This is a genomic window from Sutterella faecalis, assembly GCF_006337085.1.
Lineage (GTDB): Bacteria > Pseudomonadota > Gammaproteobacteria > Burkholderiales > Burkholderiaceae_F > Sutterella > Sutterella faecalis.
In genome coordinates this window covers 1689557-1709244 of sequence record NZ_CP040882.1, presented here as the reverse complement: position 1 = coordinate 1709244, position 19688 = coordinate 1689557, and the positions used below count along the sequence as shown (strand labels likewise).

General features: G+C 58.1%; 15 protein-coding genes. 7 read left to right on the top strand and 8 right to left on the bottom strand.

Annotated elements, in window-relative coordinates; genetic code table 11:
- The first annotated feature begins 511 nt into the window (after window positions 1-511).
- From FG381_RS06980 to FG381_RS06960, 5 genes are all read left to right on the top strand, one after another.
- Window positions 512-2566 (top strand): TonB-dependent receptor domain-containing protein, encoded by a 2055-nt coding sequence (locus tag FG381_RS06980; protein ID WP_139688147.1) that lies wholly within the window; start codon window positions 512-514, stop codon window positions 2564-2566.
- A 130-nt stretch (window positions 2567-2696) separates the two neighbouring features.
- The gene (gene exbB / locus FG381_RS06975; RefSeq protein ID WP_139688146.1) at window positions 2697-3125 is read left to right on the top strand and encodes a TonB-system energizer ExbB; all 429 of its coding nucleotides are present in this window, start codon (window positions 2697-2699) and stop codon (window positions 3123-3125) included.
- Window positions 3126-3521 (top strand): TonB system transport protein ExbD, encoded by a 396-nt coding sequence (gene exbD, locus FG381_RS06970; RefSeq protein WP_139688145.1) that lies wholly within the window; start codon window positions 3126-3128, stop codon window positions 3519-3521.
- The gene (locus FG381_RS06965; RefSeq protein ID WP_139688144.1) at window positions 3481-4452 is read left to right on the top strand and encodes an energy transducer TonB; all 972 of its coding nucleotides are present in this window, start codon (window positions 3481-3483) and stop codon (window positions 4450-4452) included. The genes exbD and FG381_RS06965 overlap by 41 nt, the downstream gene beginning before the upstream one ends.
- Before the next feature lie 86 nt (window positions 4453-4538).
- Window positions 4539-5510 (top strand): segregation and condensation protein A, encoded by a 972-nt coding sequence (locus tag FG381_RS06960; RefSeq protein WP_226960278.1) that lies wholly within the window; start codon window positions 4539-4541, stop codon window positions 5508-5510.
- Window positions 5511-5625: 115 nt separating this feature from the next.
- Here FG381_RS06960 and ltrA read toward each other — a convergent pair whose 3' ends face one another.
- From ltrA to FG381_RS06940, 4 genes are all read right to left on the bottom strand, one after another.
- On the bottom strand, window positions 5626-6825 hold the full coding sequence (ltrA, locus tag FG381_RS06955; protein WP_228025619.1) for a group II intron reverse transcriptase/maturase: 1200 nt from the start codon (window positions 6823-6825) through the stop codon (window positions 5626-5628).
- 659 nt (window positions 6826-7484) lie between these two features.
- Window positions 7485-9227 (bottom strand): SulP family inorganic anion transporter, encoded by a 1743-nt coding sequence (locus FG381_RS06950; protein WP_139688142.1) that lies wholly within the window; start codon window positions 9225-9227, stop codon window positions 7485-7487.
- A gap of 138 nt (window positions 9228-9365) precedes the next feature.
- Window positions 9366-11423 (bottom strand): methionine--tRNA ligase, encoded by a 2058-nt coding sequence (gene metG / locus FG381_RS06945; RefSeq protein ID WP_139688141.1) that lies wholly within the window; start codon window positions 11421-11423, stop codon window positions 9366-9368.
- A gap of 171 nt (window positions 11424-11594) precedes the next feature.
- The gene (locus tag FG381_RS06940) at window positions 11595-12584 is read right to left on the bottom strand and encodes a Bug family tripartite tricarboxylate transporter substrate binding protein (protein ID WP_228025617.1); all 990 of its coding nucleotides are present in this window, start codon (window positions 12582-12584) and stop codon (window positions 11595-11597) included.
- A gap of 249 nt (window positions 12585-12833) precedes the next feature.
- Here FG381_RS06940 and apbC point away from each other — a divergent pair, with 249 nt between their 5' ends.
- Entirely contained in the window at window positions 12834-13922 is a 1089-nt protein-coding gene (gene apbC, locus FG381_RS06935; RefSeq protein ID WP_139688140.1) for an iron-sulfur cluster carrier protein ApbC, read from the top strand.
- A 95-nt stretch (window positions 13923-14017) separates the two neighbouring features.
- On the opposite strand, the gene FG381_RS06930 is transcribed toward apbC, so the two are convergent.
- Both FG381_RS06930 and FG381_RS06925 read right to left on the bottom strand, forming a co-directional pair.
- Window positions 14018-15100, bottom strand: coding sequence for an NAD(P)/FAD-dependent oxidoreductase (locus FG381_RS06930; protein WP_139688139.1), 1083 nt, complete (start codon window positions 15098-15100; stop codon window positions 14018-14020).
- Window positions 15101-15248: 148 nt separating this feature from the next.
- The gene (locus tag FG381_RS06925) at window positions 15249-16754 is read right to left on the bottom strand and encodes a M48 family metallopeptidase (protein ID WP_139688138.1); all 1506 of its coding nucleotides are present in this window, start codon (window positions 16752-16754) and stop codon (window positions 15249-15251) included.
- Window positions 16755-16943: 189 nt separating this feature from the next.
- Between FG381_RS06925 and moaC the strand changes: the two genes are divergently transcribed.
- Window positions 16944-17429: a cyclic pyranopterin monophosphate synthase MoaC gene (gene moaC / locus FG381_RS06920; protein ID WP_139688137.1), complete on the top strand. Its 486-nt coding sequence runs from the start codon at window positions 16944-16946 to the stop codon at window positions 17427-17429.
- An 11-nt stretch (window positions 17430-17440) separates the two neighbouring features.
- Here the strand turns inward: moaC and FG381_RS06915 are convergent, their stop codons facing one another.
- A complete protein-coding gene (locus FG381_RS06915) occupies window positions 17441-18160 on the bottom strand; it encodes a helix-turn-helix transcriptional regulator (protein WP_139688136.1) in 720 nt (239 codons plus the stop codon).
- 230 nt (window positions 18161-18390) lie between these two features.
- Entirely contained in the window at window positions 18391-19290 is a 900-nt protein-coding gene (locus tag FG381_RS06910) for a universal stress protein (RefSeq protein WP_139688135.1), read from the bottom strand.
- Window positions 19291-19688 lie beyond the last annotated feature (398 nt).

The window sequence follows — 19688 nt, the reverse complement described above, 5'->3', positions numbered from 1 at the left end:
ATCGATTCCCTTCAAAAAATGTACTGCTGCAATTCACTCTCCCTGCCGTCATTCGAGATGACGTCTCTTGAGTTCTCCATAACGCGCAACAAAGCGTTGGAAGACTGGTCGGCCTGCAAACTCAAGGCCAAAGTAGGGATCTGAGAAATATGCAGGACGAATAGGTCTGACCTATCCCTCTGACATAACTCTTAGTAATAAAAATCAATATTGTTACATTTAATTACAAATTAGTGATAATGATTTTTATTCATGAAATGTCCCGATAATAGGGTTTTACTCTATTGATTTTTATGAGTTTGAAATTTTGTATGACATCGAACTAGTTTCGGAAATGCTTCATTACAAGAGAATGAAACTCATTTACATTTGAGTACTATTCGATCGTGACGTGTCTAGAGGTCTGAAGGACTTTCGAACGCGCCAATGCACATCAACCACAAGACCCGCCTCCGGAACGGCATTGCGTCTCCAGACTTTAAGCGCGGTCTTACGCACGTACCAAAACAGAATGAACTACAACCGCAAAGCGCTCGTCATGCTGCCGCTTGCGATGGCTGTGTCTGCCGCCTTCGCTGCTGATGACGACTACACCACTCTTGATACTTCCGTTGTTTCCGCTGCCGGCTATGCGCAGGACACGCGCGAAGCGCCCGCGAGCGTCTCCGTGATTACGGAAAAGGAACTTGCAACGAAGCCGGTGACGGACCTGGGCTCCGCTATCGGTGACGTTCCGGGTGTGGATATCTCCACCGATAAAATGGGAGCCTCTGAAATTTCTATTCGAGGGTTTGACACCTCCTATACGCTGATTCTCGTTGACGGCCGCAAGCAGAATACCTCCGGCAGTATGGTTGAGAATGGGTTCGATCCGGGGCGTGTCTTTATGCCGCCTGTGGGTGCCATCGAACGCATTGAAGTGATCCGAGGCCCTGCGTCCACGGTCTGGGGCTCAGACGCGGTGGGCGGCGTTGTGAACATCATCACAAAAAAGCATCCGGATAAGTTCACGGGGTCGATCTCAGTTGAACGTACGCAGTTTGATGATGACGACAGTTACGGCAACCGTTGGGGCACGAGCGCCTATCTCGGCGTGCCGATTAAGGAAGATACCCTGTCGCTCCAGTTGCGCGCTAAATATCTGGGTCGTGATGCATCAGGTCTTAAAAAGCCGGACGCTACCTCTGGCAACCCGTATGCCACGCATTCACCGACGGATGGATTTGCCGGCAATGTCGGGGCACGACTCAATATGACGCTGAATTCATCGAACGATGTCTATATTGATGGCGACTATACCCGGTATAAAGGCGGGGCTATGAATACATCGAAGAGGGGCATTCAGACGTATAGATGGTGGAATAAGTACAACGCCGTAATCGGGCATCAAGGCAGGTACGACATTGGAACCCTTGACAGCTATTTTCAGTACAACGCGCTTGAACAGGTAAAGACGCGTACTAGTGCTGGTGGTGGCACGGGGCCTTGGACGGAACAAACGGGGAGCCCCATGAAGGCTAGCAGAAGTTATTCCTTCAACACTAAGCTGACGTCTCCGCTTGATTTCGGCGCAAATGGGAATCTGATGCTGTCAACAGGGCTGGCCGGCGAGTATGAAACTTTTGAGGACAATACTGCCACCGATCAGCCTAGCGGTAAGCTGGAACTGGATCAGACGATTCTTTCAGCTTTTGCGGAAGGCGAATATTTCATTAATGAGGAATGGATCGCGACGCTTGGTGGGCGTCTCCACTGGAGCGATGTTTTTGGAGCTCATTTCTCTCCCCGAGCCTACCTCGTTTATAAGCCTATGGAGCTCATCAGTTTCAAAGGCGGTGTTGCAAACGGATATGCTCCCCCTGCAATTAAAAAGCTCTATGACGGCGCGTACAGTAATGGTGATCCTAAGGCGTATGGTAACCCAGATCTGAAACCGGAAGAAAGTTGGAGTTATGAACTCTCCACGACGCTGCAGGTCCCGAGCGCCTTTAATCTGACACTCGGTGTTTTCTGGACGGATTTTAAGAATCAGCTGGATACGGAAATTATCAACGCCAACGACGATACCCGGGATATCAATCACGGCAAGGTGCGTTCGAAGGGTGTAGAGGTCCTTCTTAATACGGCATCGTTCTATGGTTTCCGGTTCTCGGGAGGCTATACCTATACGAATGCTGAAATTCGTGATGGTGATCTGACGCAGCGTCCTGGCAACTGGCCTGCCAGCAAGCGCCCCAATAGCTTGCCGCGTCATTCGCTTACGGCACGTCTCGATTACGACTACCAGACCTTCAATGCGTATGTCAAGACGACGTCGAAGTTTGATTCAGAGAATCAAAACACTAGGGGCGGTCCCGATCTCGACAAGTTCAAGAACTACACGGTATTGGATATTGGTGCGTCGTACGTCTGGGCGAAACACCATACGTTTGCGGTCGCACTTAACAACGTCACGGATGTGGGGCTCGAGTGGGTGCCCAATTCCAATCATGACGGCTATGCCAATGCCTATCGCGACTACCTTGACGGCCGCAATCTTTGGCTCTCCTACACCTACTCTTTCTGATAAGTGCGTAAGCATTTAATGGAAATCTCATGAACCGCAGGCTCGGCCGGCTTGAAACCGGTCGGGCGCAATCCGCAAATCGGGGAGCATTTTCCTGCCCCCTTTATTTCCATTTGTCTGAGGTTTAAGAATGGAATTCCTCAAGGAAAGCGTTGACTACGCGATCTTCGCCATTTTGGGGCTGATGGGCTTCATCACGATCTGGCTCACGATTGAACGCCTGATGTTCATGAAGAAGTGCCGTCCTTCGGACTATGAAACGAAGGATGAGTACGACGAAGCGCTCACCAACAACCTGACTACCCTCTATATCATCTATTCCAATGCGCCGTATGTGGGTCTTCTCGGCACCGTAATCGGCATCATGATCACTTTCTACGACATGGGCCAGTCCGGGAACATCAATGCGTCCGACATCATGACGGGTCTGTCGCTCGCGCTGAAGGCGACGGCGCTCGGTCTCACGGTCGCGATCCCGACCCTCATTATCTACAACGGCCTCCAGCGCAAGATCAACGTGCTTTCGTCGCGCTGGAAGAGTGCTGAAGGGGAGCAGTAAATGATTGAGATCCCGAAAAAGGAGCCTCTCAACATTGTTCCCTTCATCGACATCATGCTTGTGCTCCTGGCAATGGTGCTGTCGATTTCCACTTTTATCGCCAAGGGTGAAATCCAGATCAATCTGCCGAAGTCGAAGACTGCGGCTTCTCCTCAGCAGGCCGATCAGCATCCGAAGCTCGTGCAGGTGGATGCTGCAGGCGACTTCTTCTGGGACGGCGAAAAGATGTCGATCGACGACCTGAACGACGTGATCGCCAACATGCCGCGCGAGCAGCGCGTTCTTCTGCGCATCGACAAGGAGTCGAAGTTCGACCGCTTCATTCAGGTGATTGACCTCTTCAAGGCGAATAACCATGAAAACTTCACCATCGCAACAGAAAAAGAAGGACACTGAACGCACCGTTCAGTCGTTTCTTCTCGCGTGCTGCGTCTACGCGCCGCTCCTCTGGGTGATGTTCTGGAGTGCGCCGGCGCTTACCTATAAGCCTTCGGGACAGGTGGCGTCGGTGTCGCTTTCGTTCGCGCAGCTTTCCGGGGGCGGAGCGCCTCAGGAAGAGGTCGCTCCCGAACCGCAGCCTGAAGCTGCGCCTGAACCGGAGCCGGAACCGCCGCAACCGGAACCCGAACCGGAGCCCGAGGCCCCGCCGCCGGAGCCTGAGCCCATTCCAGAGCCGGAACCCGAACCTGAACCGGAACCGCAGCCCGAGCCGGAACCAGAACCGGAGCCCGAGCCTGTCCCGGAACCTGAACCTCAGCCGGAACCGCCGAAACCAGAACCCAAGCCTGAGCCGAAACCTGAACCGCCTAAGCCGAAGCCCGTCAAAAAGGAAGTGGTGAAGCCGGTTGAGAAACCGAAGCCCAGGCCTGAAAAGCGGGTTGAAAGGCCGAAGCCTGAGCGGCCGCATCGTGTTGAGACCGCAAGGAAAGCCGATGCGCCGCAGCCTGCTGCAGCGCCCGCGGCAATTGCGCCGGGGCCGGCAGCACAGCCGGCCGGCGCTCAGACTGCACATGCAGAGAACGGCATCTCCACTTTGGTTTACGGTGAAATAGATGATCCGTTCCTGACCGAAGTGAAGCGCGCGGTGGAGGAATCGCTCCACTATCCGCGCAAGGCCAGAATGTTCCGCATCGAGGGCACTGCCATCGTGCAGTTCATCGTCAATCCGAGCGGAAAGCTGACCGAACTCAGGATTTTCAAGTCCGCGGGTCATCCGCTTCTCGACAAGGCCGCAATGCGTGCCGTGGCGGATGCTGAATCGCGCTGGAGCCATCCGAAGGGGACCGTGCGTTTGCGCTTCCCGATTCAGTTCCAGCTGAAAGGCTGACCGCTCTCCTTTAAGAGCCTGAGAAAGCCTCCGTTTCCGAATGCGCGAAGAGCGCGGCAGGACGGAGGCTTTATCATTCCCGGGTCATGACAGAAGCTCCTTCATCGAATCCGGATCCGAACCACAAGGCACCTGCGGGAGAAGAACCCCGCCCGGGCGCACGGGTCGTTGCGCGCCTCTACGGCGAACCGATGACGGAGCTCCCCGAGGGACTCTATATTCCTCCCGACGCGCTCGAAGTCGTTCTTGACCGGTTCGAGGGGCCGCTCGATCTTCTCCTCTGGCTCATCCGCAGCCAGAAGTTCGACGTCATGGATATTCCGATGACCAAGCTCACGGAACAGTACATGGCTTATGTGGAACTCATCCGCCGCTCGAATCTGGAACTGGCATCCGCTTATCTCGTGATGTCGGCGACGCTCATGTCGATCAAGAGCCGGATGCTCCTTCCCAAACGCCCTGATGCGAGCGAAGGCGAGGAAGCTGAGGATCCGAGAGCCGAGCTCATGAGGAGGCTTCTCGAATACGAACGCATGCGGGAAGCGGCAAAGCTTCTCGATGAGCTCCCGCGACTCGACCGGGATTTTCTCGTTCCGGCGGGGGGCTTTTTTGACGTTCCCGTGAAGGACCTTCCCGTTATTACGCCCGCTGAGCTTTCGCTCGCCTGGGAAGCCGTGGAAGCCGATGCCGCGCTCTCGGCGAACCACCACGTGACGCGCGAAGAACTCTCAGTGCGCGAGCACATGACGGGGATTCTGAAGATTCTTCAGGGCAAGGACTATGTTCGCCTCACGGACCTGATGGGCGATGAGGCGGATCAGCCGCAGCTTACGGTCTGGCTTCTGGCTTCGCTCGAGCTCGCAAAGGTTTTTCTCATTCAGATCCAGCAGGCGGAGTCCTACAGCCCCGTGTATCTGAGAAACGACGACCGGGCATTCATGGTCTATGAGGAAGCGCCGTCAACTGATAAGGAAAAGACGCCCGAGGAACTCGAAGCTGAATGGAAGGAGTTTTTTGAGGGCATTCAGATGCCCGGCACGCAGGGCACGCTCTTCTAATCGGGTAGAGGGCCCCTTTGCAGGGTGCCCCCTCCCACACCGCATGGCCCCGTGATTGGGCCTCTTCGGACATGCCGTTCGGCATCCGGCGGTTTCCAAACATGAATGAAGGTTGCTATCTCATCTCAAGCAGAGAGTACAGCTTGTTGCGTCGAAAGAAGTCGATCGGGTAGGCCTTGTGCATGGTTTGCGTCCCTGACATCCTCCAGGCGCCTGACCCGACACCGGCGGCTTTTCTGGCTTCAGCAGTGGGGATCCCCAACTTGATCAGAGCCGCCAATCGGCGTTTCGGCTTTTTCCATGCCAGCCACACCAGCTTCCGAAGGTGTCTCCGGATATGGCAGTCCAGCTTGTCGTATACCGATTTGCGAAGGTCAAGCTGGAAATAATTCCGCCACCCTCGCAGGATCATGTTGAGTCGCTTGATGGTCGCGAGAAGCGATGAGCCTCGCGCCCGAAAGAAGACAGCCTTCAGCTTCTGCTTCAGTCTGTCGATGCTTTTCGGGTGTGCGACTGGCTTCCGGCGCCAAAAGGTGTAACCGAGAAATTTCGCCCTTCCAGGGCGAAAGACGCCGCTCTTGTCACGGTTAACCCGCAACTTGAGCGTCTCCTCGATGAATTTCGTTGCCGTTGCCAGCGCACGTTCGCCCGCGCGACGCGACTGCACATACAGGCCGACGTCGTCAGCGTAGCGGCAGAATCGAAGTCCGCGCTTCTCCAAGAACTTATCGAGTTCGTCAAGGACGATCAGCGACAGGATCGGGCTGAGCGGTGACCCTTGCGGCGTGCCTTCCTCTCGAGCTTCAACAAGCCCGTCAGACATGATGCCCGTCCGCAAATACCGTCGGATCAGCTTCAGAAGCGCTTTATCGGTGCAGTCCTTCTCGAGGCGCGACATCAGTCTGTCGTGGTTCACCGTATCGAAGAACTTCGCAAGATCTATTTCCACGATGAAGCGACAGCCGCCTTCAATGTAGGCGGTCGATTGCTTGATCGCGTCATGCGCACTGCGTCCCGTACGGAATCCATAGCTGTATTCCGAAAAGGTCGGGTCGTAGTGCGCAGTCAGAATCTGCGCGATTGCCTGCTGGATCACGCGGTCCTGCACCGTCGGGATGCCCAGCATTCTGGTGCCTCCGTTCGGCTTTGGGATATCGACGCGACGCACCGGGAAGGGAATGTACGTTCCCTGCCGGATGTGCGCGCAGATGCTCGCACCATGCTTGGCAAAGTGCCCCGAGCATTGGTCGACAGTCATGCCGTCAACCCCCGGAGCTCCCTTATTGGTTATCACCCGGTCGCATGCCTGAAGCATGTTTCTTGGTGATAGAACCTCTTCCAGTGTTATCACTGGTCCTCCTGCTTTCGTCCAATGGTGCATCCCTACGGTAGCTTGTTCGACCTCCGGCCCCGCCCCTTGGATCTCGGCTTCCGTCCTCCATCCTCCGGGCAGATCTACTCGATTTGCTTCGATTACGGTTTCCCGCGGCTACTGCCGTCGCTGTCGAAGAGATATGCATCCTCTACTTGCAATGTTTGAATTCGGCCCTTCGGCAGTTTCGCCTACTACGGCCTCGGCTGACTTCCCAACCAGCATCCCTCCGCCTTGCGACGTCGGTAGCCATAGGCACTGGCAGGGATCTCCCCGGGTATCACACATGCGCTTCTAGCCCTATCCGTCGGATTTACGTCCCAACTGTGTCCGTAGAAGTATGGGGTTAACGACTTCTTGCTCGCTCTCCCAATTGAGACGCCTCGCATCCGCTTCCTGTTCGTCGGACTGGCTATTTGCTATCGGCTTCCTTCATCAGTTTGTTGCCTCCCTGACTCTGCCGAGTCGCTAGACCTTCCCCTTCTCGGGCGGTCAGTGGACTTTCACCACATAAACACACGTGCGCTGCCGGGCGCACAAGGAAAAGGCCGCCCGAAATATCTCGAGCGGCCCTTTAAGGCGCGAAAGCTTCAAACCTTCAATCAGGCCTGAAGCGCAGCCTGTTCCTTCTTTTCTTCCTCAGCGAGTTCCGCGAGGACGATATCAGCGCGCGCCATGGCAAATTCCATGTCGGGGACGAGGTTGGGTCCGAGCGCCTGCGCAATGCCCGTGCGTTCGAGCTGACGGAGCGGATGGCCGGAAGCGCCCGCAATGATGAGTTCATGATGATGGCGATGGAGCGCTCTCACAAAGACCTCAATCTGGTCCATCGCGGAATTGTCGATGTTGACGAGATCCGTGAAGTCTAGGATGACGATCTTCGCGGAGTTCGCGGCCATGAGGCGATGCGGATCAGTGACGTGCTCGAGCTTCGAGATGGAGCCGAAGAAGAGCGCGCCTCTGATGTGCCAGGCCTCCACCGTATCGGGCATGTGGAAGGGCAGCGTCGCGGGTTCCACAACCGTGATGTTGTTCATGCGGATGAGGAAGAAGATGCAGGCAACGACGAGACCGAATTCCACCGCGACGGTGAGGTCGAAGATCACCGTAAGGAAGAAGGTGAGAAGAAGCGTTGCCTTATAGGAAAGCGACATGCGCTTCAGACGCACGAATTCCTTCCAGTTGCCCATGTTCCAGGCAACGAAGACGAGGATGGCAGCGAGCGCGGAAAGCGGAATGCTCGCGGCGAGGGGCGCAGCGACCAGAATGACGACGAGAAGCGTCACGGCGTGCACCATGCCGGCCACGGGCGAAAAGGCGCCCGACTTGATGTTCGTCACCGTACGCGCGATGGTGCCGGTGGCGGGAATGCCGCCGAAGAAGGGAACGATCATGTTGGCGACGCCCTGACCCATCAGTTCCTGATTGGGGTCGTGGCGGTCGTCGGTCATCGTGTCGGCAACGCGCGCGCAGAGGAGGCTTTCAATGGAGCCGAGCACGGCGAGCGTGAGCATGGCGCCGTACAGCTGCTTGGCGCTCTGCCAGTCGAACTCAGGGAGCCGGAGCTCAGGAAGGCCCTGCGGAATGCCGCCGAACTTGCTTCCGATCGTCTCAACGGGGATGTTGAAGAGGCTCACGAAAACCGTCGACAGGATGAGAACGACGACGGTGCCCGGGAGGTGCGCGATCCAGCGCTTCCACTGCGGACCGTTCATCGAATAGCCCTTCGGCCAGAAGAAGATCACGAGGAAGCTCGTGAGCGCAATGCCGAATGCCCAGGGATTAAAGGTCTTGATGTGCGCGATGATCGTGAGGATCATCTCAAAGAAGTCGGCCGGCATCTTGGCAATCGAGAGACCGAGGAAATCCTTCACCTGCTGCAGGCCGATCATCACTGCGATGCCGTTCGTGAAGCCGATCACGATCGAAATCGGGATGAATTTGATGAAGCCCCCGAGCTTGAAGAGCCCCATAAAGAAGAGAATGATGCCCGAGCCGATGGTCGCGAGCATCAGGTTCGAGAGCCCGTACTGCGCGATGATGCCGTAGATGATGACGACGAAAGCGCCTGCCGGGCCGCCGATCTGCACGCGGCAGCCGCCGAGGAGCGAAATCAGAAAGCCCGCGATGATGGCCGTGTAGAGACCCGCTTCCGGCGGAACGCCGGAGGCAATGCCGAATGCCATGGCAAGCGGGAGCGCCACCATGCCGACGGTGAGGCCGGCAGAGATGTCGCGGGTAAGCATGTGGCGGCTGTAGCCCTTGATGCTGTCAAGAAGCACCGGCCGGAAGTGCGCGAGCGGCAGATGGTGCAGGAATTCTCCTGCCTGCTTTGAGAGGCTCATTTTTTTGAGAGAAAAGAGGAGCAATGAGGGAAAAAAGAGAGGGCCAATAGTTTAAGAAAAAAGGCGCGGCCATATGGCCGCGCCCCTTTGCGCTATCTCAAAGCGCTTCCCGTTTGTGCGGGAAGCGCGGGTTATTCCTTAGCGAATGCGCATGCCGGGCTGGGCGCCCGAATCGGGCGAGAGCAGGAAGAGCCCGAGCGACTTGTCGGCAGCATCCGACGCCGCAAGCACCATGCCTTCGGAGACGCCGAAGCGCATCTTGCGCGGAGCAAGATTGGCGATCATCACCGTGAGGCGGCCTTCGAGGTCGGAGGGCTTATAGGCGCTCTTGATTCCGGAGAAGACGTTGCGGGTGCGGCCTTCGCCGAGGTCGAGCGTGAGGCGCAGGAGCTTGGTCGAACCCTCAACCTCTTCGCACTTGACGATCTTCGCGACGCGAAGATCAACCTTCGAGAAGTCGTCGATCGTCACTTCCGGGGCGATCGGTTCGCCGCCCGGAACGGTGGGTTCGGGTTCCGGCGCTTTTTCCGGCACGAGGACGTTCAACTGCTTCTCCATGTCGACGCGCTGCATGAGGTGCTGGTAGGGCTTGATCGGATCCGCGCTCGAGAGGTGCTTGGCAGCATCGGCCCAGGCGAGCGGAGCGATCGAGAGGAAGTTCTCGACGCGTTCGGCCGTAGCCGGAAGTACGGGCTTGAGGCAGAGCGTGAGGAGGCGGAAGCATTCCAGCGCAACGGAGGAAACATGGTGCAGTTCCTCGGCCTTTTCGGGGTGCTTCGCGAGCTCCCAGGGCTTCTTTTCATCAACGTATTCGTTGACGAGGTCTGCCAATTCCATCACGAGACGCGTGGCGCGTGCGAATTCACGGGCTTCGTAGAAAGCCGAGACTTCAGGAACGCGGCTCATGAGATTCCCGACCAGGGGATCCGTCATGGCGGAATCAAGCACGCGGCCTTCGAAGCGCTTCACGATGAAGCCGGCAGCACGCGAGGCGATGTTCACGTACTTGCCGATCAGGTCGGAATTGACGCGCTGCGCGAAGTCGAGCTTCGTGAAGTCGACGTCTTCAACGCGCGAATTCATCTTGGCGGCGAGGTAGTAGCGCAGCCACTCGGCATTCATGCCGAGCTTCAGATATTCCAGGGGCGAAATGCCCGTGCCGCGGCTCTTGCTCATTTTTTCGCCGTTCACGGTCATGAAGCCGTGGGCGTTGATGTGATCCGGCACGCGGAAGGGCTTGCCGGAGAACTTCAGCATGGCCGGCCAGAAGAGCGTGTGGAAGTAGATGATGTCCTTGCCGATGAAGTGAATCTGCTCGGTTTCCGGATCTTCGAGGAATTTTTCGAAGTCAAAGCCCTTCTTTTCGGAATAGGCCTTGAGGGCGGCGAGATATCCCACAGGAGCATCGAGCCACACGTAGAAATATTTGCCCGGAGCGTCCGGGATCTCAATGCCGAAGTAAGGCGCATCGCGCGAGATGTCCCAGTCGGCGAGGTGTCCGTCGGCGCCGAGCCATTCGCTGTCCTTGGCGAGCACTTCTTCCTGCACGGAGGGCTTCCCGTCCTTGCCCGTGCCCTTCGTCCAGTGGCGCAGGAACTCAACGCACTGCGGGTCGGAGAGCTTGAAGAAGTAGTGCGTGGACGTACGCAGTTCCGGGCGCGAACCAGAAAGCGTCGAATAGGGATTGATCACCTCAGTGGGCGAATAGACGGCCGAGCACTTTTCGCAGTTGTCGCCGTACTGGTCGGGAGCGCCGCAGCGCGGGCAGGTGCCCTTGATGAAGCGGTCCGCGAGGAACATGCACTTCACGGTGTCGTAGAACTGCTCGACATCCTTCGTGTAGATGAGGCCTGCGGCCTTGAGGCGGCGGTAGATTTCCTGCGAGAGCTCGTGGTTTTCCTTCGAGTCGGTCGAACCCCAGTAGTCGTGGCTGATGTGGAAGCCGTCGAGGTACTGCTTGCGGCCGGAGGCGATTTCAGCGACAAAGGCCTGCGGGGTAAGACCGCGCTTTTGGGCGGCAATCATGATCGGCGCGCCGTGCACGTCGTCTGCACCGACAAAATGCACAATGTTGCCGCACATGCGTTCGTGACGAACCCAAATGTCGGCCTGGATGTATTCCATGATGTGACCCATGTGGAAGGCGCCGTTCGCATAGGGAAGAGCCGTGGTCACGAAAAGTTTGCGCTGAGTCATGTGTTGTCTTCAGATTCTGATGAGAATTTCAGCGAGGGCGCGTCTCAGCGGCCTGATGGAAGCCGGTCCGGGCGCCCGCACTGATGCGAGAGGAAAATGCGGCAAAGAATTTACATTATCTGCCGCCCGGGCGCCCGTGAGAAGATGAGTTTTTAAGGGAGAAGCCGCACCTTATTTTGAAGCTTCAGCCTGAACGGCCTCTACGAGCTCGGCCCATTTCGGGGTTTCGGACTCAATAAAGCGGATGAAGTCGGCGCTCGTGCCGGGACGGGGTTCGGCGCCTTTCTTGGAGAGGCTCGCAACAACCTCGGGACGCTTGAGCGCGCGCGCGAGTGCAGCGGACACGCGATTGACAAGTTCATCCGATGCGCCCTTCGGGAGCACGATACCGTCCCAGGCGGAGAGTTCGACGCCGGCGACGCCTGCTTCCGCAAAGGTCGGGATGTCGGGAGCAATCTCGAGGCGCTTTCTCGAGGCGGAGCCGAGCGCCGTGAGCTTGCCGCTACTCACATGCTGCAGCGCATTGGGAGCAACGTCGATCATGAAGGGAATGCGGCCCGAGAGGACGTCGAGCATTGCTGCGGCCCCTCCGCGATAAGGAACGTGCGTGAGCTCGAGTCCCGCACGGCGTGCGAAAAGAAGTCCCGCAAGGTGGCTTGTGGTGCCGATGCCCGAGGAGGCGAAGTTCACTTCCTTCGGGTGCGCCTTAGCCCAGGCGACGAGGCTCTTCAGATCCGTGACGCCCTTGATCGCATTCGGATTGAGCACGCCCACGAGGCCGATTTCGGAAATCATGCCGACCGGGCGGAGTTCTTCGCGCGGATTAAAAGGAACGTTCGGATAGAGGAGCGGATTGACGCAGAGGATGCCGTTTGTGACGTAGCCGAGCATTGAACCGTCGGCGCGGGCACGGGAAAGATGGCGCGCACCGATCGTGCCGCCGGCGCCCGGACGGTTGTCGACCCAGATTTTCGTGCCGAGCTCTTCGGCAAGAGCGCCCGCAACCGATCGAGCGAGGACGTCGCCGCCGCCGCCCGCAGGGAAGGGAACGACAAGGCCGGCGGATTCGGTATTGGCAAAGGCATTCGAGGCAAACGCTCCGCTTGCGGCGAGTCCCATGAGAAGGCCGGCGTTCTGAATGATCTGACGACGCGTGAACATGAAGGTCAGCTCCAGTGAGTTGAGAATTGAATCGTCGGTGATTGATTGGGTATGCGCTTCTTGTATTAGGAGGAAGGCTCGCCGAGTGTAGCTTCAGTTGAATTCGAAGCCGAGCACTTTAATTTTGCGAATTGTTTCCGGCCATAGTTCGCTTGGCGTAAGGAAGCTTTTCGGGAGGCTAATTAGAATCTCTCAAGCATTCCAAAAAGAGCAGCAGTAACGGCTCTTTCCTATTTCGAGGAGTCCCCCATGACGATTTCCACTTCTCAGGTTGAGGAGCGCCTTTCAAAACTGATCGACCCCGTGGTCGGTACGGACTACGTCTCTGCCCGCATGCTGAAGGGCATTGAAACCGACGACAAGGGCGGTGTTGTGGTTCATATCGAGCTCGGCTATCCCGCCCGCTTCGCGATTGAGTCCGTCAAGGCCGCAGTCGAAAGCGCCGTGAAGGAACTCGGCGCCGAGACGGTTCGCGCAGATGTGAAGCAGAACATCATTGCGCATAAGGTGCAGGGCACGCAGCGCGTTCTTCCGGGCGTGAAGAACATCATTGCCGTTTCATCCGGCAAGGGCGGCGTCGGCAAGTCGACGGTGTCGGCCAACCTTGCGCTTGCGCTCAGCTACGAAGGCGCCAAAGTGGGCGTTCTTGATGCCGACGTCTATGGCCCCTCGCAGCCCACCATGCTCGGCGCTCACGGGCAGCCGATGACCGTCGACGGCAAGACCATGGAGCCGCTTGAGGCGCACGGCATTCAGATCAATTCCGTCGGCTTCATGGTCGACGAGGATGAACCGATGATCTGGCGCGGTCCGATGGCCTCGGGCGCGCTCAATCAGCTCCTCACGCTTACCAACTGGCACGACCTCGACTACCTCATCGTCGACATGCCCCCGGGAACGGGCGACATTCAGCTGCAGCTCTCGCAGAGCTCGCCCCTGACGGGCGCCGTCGTCGTAACGACTCCGCAGGACATTGCGCTCATTGATGCGAAGAAGGGTCTCAGAATGTTCGAGAAGGTGAACGTTCCCCTGATCGGCATCATCGAAAACATGTCGGTCTTCATTTGCCCCTGCTGCGGCAAGGTCCAGCATATCTTCGGCGAGGGCGGTGCGAAGCGCATGAGCGAGACCTACGGCGTCCCGCTTCTCGGCGAACTTCCGCTTTCCGCGGACATCCGCGAGGCTGCCGACAGCGGCAATCCCACCGTCGCGGCTGATCCGGAAAGCCCGGCCGCGAAGATGTACCGCTCGATCGCAATGAAGATTGCCGGCGCGGTCGCCAAGCTCGGCAAGGACTATTCCGCCCGCATGCCGACCATTTCGGTGAAGAACGACTGATAAAGGGCTTCTTCCAAAACAAAAATCCCCGCGGCTCCTTTCGGCTCAGCGGGGATTTTTTTAAGTAACGCGCGAAAGACGCGCCGCTTCAGGGCTTAATCGTCGAAGGTCGGCGTTTCAACGCCGAGCACCTTGTGGAGCTTCGGGCTCGTCGTCGTGTACTGGAGGAAGACGCGCTTTTCAGGGAAGACATAGTCGCAGGCAGCAAAGGCAGCCAGCGCGCATTCATGGAAGCCCGAGAGAATGAGCTTCTTCTTCCCAGGGTACGTATTGATGTCGCCCACGGCGAAGATGCCGGGAATGCTCGATTCAAAGCGTGCGGTATCGACGACGATCTGCTTGCGCTCAAGGTTGAGTCCCCAGTTTTCAATGGGGCCGAGCTTCGGCTGAAGACCAAAGAAGACGAGGAGATGGTCGAGCGGGATGCGGCGCGTGACGCCGTCGGCGCCGGAGACGGCGACTTCTGTGAGCTTGCCGTCTTCTTCCGTGAAGCCCGTGACCTGGCCCACTTCAAACTGCATTTCCCAGTTTTCGCAGAGTTCCTTCATGCGGGCGACGGACGCCGCCTGCGCGCGGAAGCCGTCGCGGCGGTGGACGAGCACAACGCTCTCGGCCTTGCCGACGAGGTTGAGGGTCCAGTCGAGCGCTGAGTCGCCGCCGCCCAGGATGACGACATTCTTGCCTTCAAAGATCGAGGGATCCTTGCAGCTGTAATGAAGCTGGGTGCCTTCGAACTTCTCGATGCCCTTTACGCGCAGCGGCCGCGGCTGGAAGGAGCCGACGCCGGCCGCGATGATCACTACCTTGCAATGGAAGCGCGAACCCGCGGACGTGGTCACGTGGAAGGTGCCGTCCTCGAGCTTCTTCACGTCGGTCACTTCTTCGCCGAGATGAAAGACCGGAGCAAAGTGATGATTCTGCTTGAGGAGGTTTTCGGTGAGCTCATAGGAGGAGCAGACCGGAACCGCCGGGATGTCGTAGATGGGCTTGGTCGGATAAAGCTCCATGCACTGGCCGCCAACGGTGCGCAGCGAATCAATGACGTGGCACTTGATTTCAAGAAGGCCAAGCTCAAAAACCTGGAAGAGGCCGACAGGACCGGCGCCGACGACGACGGCATCGGTTTCGATCATTTCATCGGTAGGAGCGGCAACGGTAAGAAAATCTTCAATAGCCATAACGAATGGCGCGGTTCGCGCCCGAAAAAGAGGCGCGCCGCGTCGCAAAAATGAAAGGGGGGCAAAAAGTTGGGGCTATTTTCGCACACTGCCGCAGGCGAAAGCGTCGTCCGGAAAGACGACTTTTTGAGCGGCTTCGGGTGCGCTGCTACCGCTCGGCCGCCTTCTTTTCGTCGTCGTACTGCCGCCTCAGGTCTCTGAGCCGCGCATCAATTTCACTCATGGTGTAGAAGTCGCCGTCATTGGCCTTCTGCGCGAGCGAATACTGATAAACCGCTGCTTCCGTGGCGCCGAGCTGCGCGTACATTTCGCCCGTATGCATGTACTGGAGGCTCTTTTTCCCGAGCGCTTCATAGGAACGCGCAAGGAGCGCGTGGTAGTCGCTCGAGGTGTCGGAGAGCGCAACGCCGCTTCTCAGGAAATTGATGAGCTCCTCGTGGCGGCCGAGCGCATAAAGGAGGTCGACATAGTTTTCCGCCATCATCGCAGAGAGCGGATAGCGCGACAGCGCCGCTTTGGCGGCCGCAAGCGCGTCGAGCTTCGCTTTCTGGGTTTTGGCCGCATCAAAGGCCGTACGCGTGAGGTTCCGTTCGAGAATGGCCGAACGGATGCCGCACTTCATGGAGTCCTGGGCGGCGCGGTAGGCCGCGTCCGTATTCTTCAGCATGCCTTCGGCCACGGAAATGCCGTAGGAGAGCGTGCAGGCTCGGGTGCCGGAGGCCGCGGAAAGATCGCGGGCGAGCTCTCTTTTAACTTTGTTCCAGCCGTCCCAGTTTGTTTCCTGCAGCACTCTGGCACGGACCTGAATGAGGCCGAAGTCGGCGGAATCCTTGTGCCGCTGTGCGGGGAGCTGCCGCGTGCGGTTCTCCATGTCTGCCATGCGTTCCGCGGTGAGCGGGTGGGTCGACAGGTAAGCGGGAGCCGCAGAGCGGTAGAAGCGGTTGCTCGCCTGCAGACGCGAGAAGAAGTCTTCCATCCCGTGGGGATCAAAGCCCGCGGCATAGAGCGTGGCAATTCCCAGTCGGTCGGCCTCGCGCTCGGCGTTCTGCGAATAATTGAGCTGCGACTGGATCATTGCGGCCTGCGAGCCCATTGCAATGGCTGCAGCGGCGTGGCCGCCGGAGCTGCCGCCTGCGCGTGCGGCAAGGATGGCGAGCAGAATGGAGCCGAGCGTGAGGGCGAGGTTCCCGGTCTGACCTTCAATCATGCGGGCAATGTGGCGCTGCGCGACGTGACTCACTTCATGCGCCATGACGCCTGCGAGTTCGCTCTCGCTCTGAGCGGCAATGATGGTGCCGGTATGGACGGCAATGTAGCCGCCGGGGAGCGCGAAGGCGTTGAGCGTGTCGTCCCGGATGGGGAAGAAAAAGAAGTTGTAGGTGCTCGAGCGCGCCTGACTCACGAGCTGATAGCCGAGACGCCCGAGATAATCCATGATCTCCGGGTCTGCAAGGTAGGTGGGATCCGCCCGCACCTGAGCCATCAGCTGCGTGCCGAGACGATATTCGTCCTGAGGAGAGAGCCCTGCATCGGCAGTGGATCCGAGCGCAGGGAGATTCAGGTCAAGCGCGCTCGCGGCAGAGGCCGAAACAGGAACGGCTGCCGTAATAAGGCTTGTGGCAATGGCAATGACGGACTTCAGAAATCGGGACATTGTGATCCGGTCTTCAATGAGCGCGTTTGGGTGCTAATCTCGCCTCGGGCAGCGCACTTCCGACTGCAGAGTTTTTTTCACTGGATCCAAGCATTATGGCCCGGCGAGGCTTCGTGCTTGCGTGAGAAAACATTAGAGAAGTGTCGAAAAATTGCCTGAATGGATCAAGGCTCTCATCAGGAGGAAGATATGAACGGACTTACGCACTTCGACGCCAAGGGCGACGCGCACATGGTCGATGTCGGCGCCAAGGCGGAAACGAAGCGCATTGCCCGCGCCCGCGGCGAAATCTGCATGGCGCCCGAAACGTTTCAACTCGTTGAGGCTGGAACGGCAAAAAAGGGCGACGTTATCGGCGTTGCCCGGATTGCCGCCATCATGGCTTCAAAGAAGACGGCGGAAATTATTCCTCTCTGCCACCCGATCGCGCTCACGCGCGTTGCGGTCGATTTTGAGCTTGATCGAGAGCATTCGCGCGTCATCTGCTTCGCGCAGTGCGAATGCTGCGGCAAGACCGGCGTCGAAATGGAGGCGCTCACGGCCGTTCAGGCGGGGCTTCTCACGGTCTACGACATGCTGAAGGCCGTAGACCGCGGAATGGTGATGAAGGATATTTGCCTGCTTGAAAAGGCGGGCGGAAAGTCCGGCCACTGGCTTCGCGAAGGCGAAGTCTGAGCCCAAGCGGGTCAGCTGCCGATGCGGTCTGAGAGAAGCCCCATGCAGGAGGCTTCGTAGACCGCTTCGCCTCTCGAATGCACCTGAAGCTTTCGATAGATCTTCTTGATGTGCGCCGTCACCGTGTGGTGAGAAATCGAGAGAATGTCGGCGATTTCTGAGAATGAAATCCCCTTGGCAAGGAGCGTCAGAATTTCGGTTTCGCGCTGCGAGAGCAGAAGATTCTCGGGCGTCTCATGCTTCTGCGGCTGCGGGGGCTGAGGCGCAAAGGTGCGCGAATGAATGGCGCGCAGAACACTTCTTGCCACGGTGGGCGATACGGGAGAACCCCCTCCCTTCAGAAGCCTCACGCTCGTGACGAGGTCTTCCTGGTCTCCCTTGAGGATGTAGCCGGTGGCGCCCGCAAGAATGGCGCGGATGACGAACGGATCCTGCGAGAAGGCGGTGTAGATGAGAATGTCGAGATCGTCGCGCAGGTGCTTGATGCGCGTAAGAACCGGGGCCATGTCGTCAGCCCCGAGCATGACGTCCGTGATCAGCACGTCGAGCTTTGCGTCGCAGCGCATGGCGGCTTCGAGTTCGGCCGCGCTCGTGGCGCTGCCCGCAATCTTCATGTCAAGTGCGCGCGTGAGACGCTGGGCGATGCGGTCGCACTCCGCCTGATTTTCGGCGGCAATGAAGATGCGCAGAGGTTCGCGGATGGCGGATCCCTTCCTGAGTGATTCTGTCATCGGAAAAGCGGGAAAAAAGATCTGGAACGACCGAACGACGTCATGAAGATCGGGTCGTCCGGGCCTGCCGCCCTGCGTCAGGCGGGGGCGATCTTATCACGGGATCCCGGATATGCGTGATGGCGACATATTTCGGAGGCATGAAAAAGCCCGCCGCTCCGGAATGGAATCGGCGGGCGTCAGGTGCGGCTGAAGCGCCGCACCGTGCTCACTGCGTGTTTTTCACCGCATCAGGGCTGGCGGATCACGAGGAGCGGCACATTGCCTGTTGCCGCAATGCGCGTGGCGGTCGAGCCCATGATGGCGCTCTTGAAGCGGCCGTAGCCGTGCGAGCCCATGACGATGAGGTCGAGCCGGCGCTTGCGGGCAAAGGCGGAGATTTCGTCGCCCGGGTTGCCGACGAGGCAGACTTCCTTCGCCTTGATGGCGGCCTTGGCGAGGAGCGGACGAAGCGGTTCAACGGCTTCATTGAATTCCTCGCGCTGCAGGTCAAGCACTTCCTCTTCGGAAAGTGCCGGAAGCGCCATGCCAGCCATGTCGGGCATGACGGCGCCTGCGTAGTCGCTCACCACATTGATCAGATAGAAGGTAGCGCCGGTGCCGAAAAGCGAAATGTGCTTGAGGGCATAACGCACGGCAGCGCGGCCGTACTTCGAGCCGTCGACGGCGATGCCGACGCGAAGCGCATCGTCTTCAGTGGTGGCTTTGCCGCGGATGACGAGCATCGGGCACTTCGTTTGAGCAAGGACGCCGTTTGAGACCGAGCCGAAGAAGAGTCCCTTGATGGCGCTCTGGCCGCGCGAACCCATGACGATGAGGTCGGCGCTCGTTTTTTCCGCCGCCTTTGCAATCGACGGGGCGGGTTCGCCCACAACGAAGGATTCAATGGCCTTGAAGCCTACTTTCTGCAGGATCTTGCGGGCGGGTTCAAAGACCTTTTCCGCTTCATCCTCGTAGTAGCGCTGGATGGCGTCCTGGCCGACTAAGCGGCAGGCGCGGGCCGGCAGCGGAAGCTGAATGTTGAGCAGCTCAATATCAGGATTGCTTCCGAGAAGCGTCTGGCGCGATGCGATGAACGAGACAGCGTTGAGGGAGTTGGTGCTGCCGTCAACCGGTACGAGAATGCGCATGGATTGTCTCCTTATGACGGAGGGAGAAGATGCGCTCGATGAAAGAGACTTTCCGCTGGTCCGGGGAAGATCCTTTTCGGGGCGACTCCCTCTCTTTATCTGGATGAAGCTACGTTACCACGGCAGGCGGGGAATGCAGTACGGCGCAAAGCAAAATTTATTCAAAATCTTTCTAAAGTTTGTCTAAAGGCAATGGTATGCAAATTCAAGGTGAGACCTCTAGATAATTAAAAATATAGATTGATCAGTGTGTTGAATTTCTTATTGCATTGCTTCCCGTCGGCATGTAGGCGTAATTGCTTAGAGTTAAAAGCAGAAAAAGAGGCGCGGGCGGAGCGGGAGGGTCCAAAAAGCCTTCAAGTTTCCATCAGAGGCGGACGCACAGCACGGCCGCGCCC

Coding starts and splice junctions, on each gene's coding strand:
- FG381_RS06980 (WP_139688147.1), top strand. CDS start 512: ATGAACTACAACCGCAAAGCGCTCGTCATGCTGCCGCTTGCGATGGCT.
- exbB (WP_139688146.1), top strand. CDS start 2,697: ATGGAATTCCTCAAGGAAAGCGTTGACTACGCGATCTTCGCCATTTTG.
- exbD (WP_139688145.1), top strand. CDS start 3,126: ATGATTGAGATCCCGAAAAAGGAGCCTCTCAACATTGTTCCCTTCATC.
- FG381_RS06965 (WP_139688144.1), top strand. CDS start 3,481: ATGAAAACTTCACCATCGCAACAGAAAAAGAAGGACACTGAACGCACC.
- FG381_RS06960 (WP_226960278.1), top strand. CDS start 4,539: ATGACAGAAGCTCCTTCATCGAATCCGGATCCGAACCACAAGGCACCT.
- ltrA (WP_228025619.1), bottom strand. CDS start 6,825: ATGCTTCAGGCATGCGACCGGGTGATAACCAATAAGGGAGCTCCGGGG.
- FG381_RS06950 (WP_139688142.1), bottom strand. CDS start 9,227: ATGAGCCTCTCAAAGCAGGCAGGAGAATTCCTGCACCATCTGCCGCTC.
- metG (WP_139688141.1), bottom strand. CDS start 11,423: ATGACTCAGCGCAAACTTTTCGTGACCACGGCTCTTCCCTATGCGAAC.
- FG381_RS06940 (WP_228025617.1), bottom strand. CDS start 12,584: ATGTTCACGCGTCGTCAGATCATTCAGAACGCCGGCCTTCTCATGGGA.
- apbC (WP_139688140.1), top strand. CDS start 12,834: ATGACGATTTCCACTTCTCAGGTTGAGGAGCGCCTTTCAAAACTGATC.
- FG381_RS06930 (WP_139688139.1), bottom strand. CDS start 15,100: ATGGCTATTGAAGATTTTCTTACCGTTGCCGCTCCTACCGATGAAATG.
- FG381_RS06925 (WP_139688138.1), bottom strand. CDS start 16,754: ATGTCCCGATTTCTGAAGTCCGTCATTGCCATTGCCACAAGCCTTATT.
- moaC (WP_139688137.1), top strand. CDS start 16,944: ATGAACGGACTTACGCACTTCGACGCCAAGGGCGACGCGCACATGGTC.
- FG381_RS06915 (WP_139688136.1), bottom strand. CDS start 18,160: ATGACAGAATCACTCAGGAAGGGATCCGCCATCCGCGAACCTCTGCGC.
- FG381_RS06910 (WP_139688135.1), bottom strand. CDS start 19,290: ATGCGCATTCTCGTACCGGTTGACGGCAGCACCAACTCCCTCAACGCT.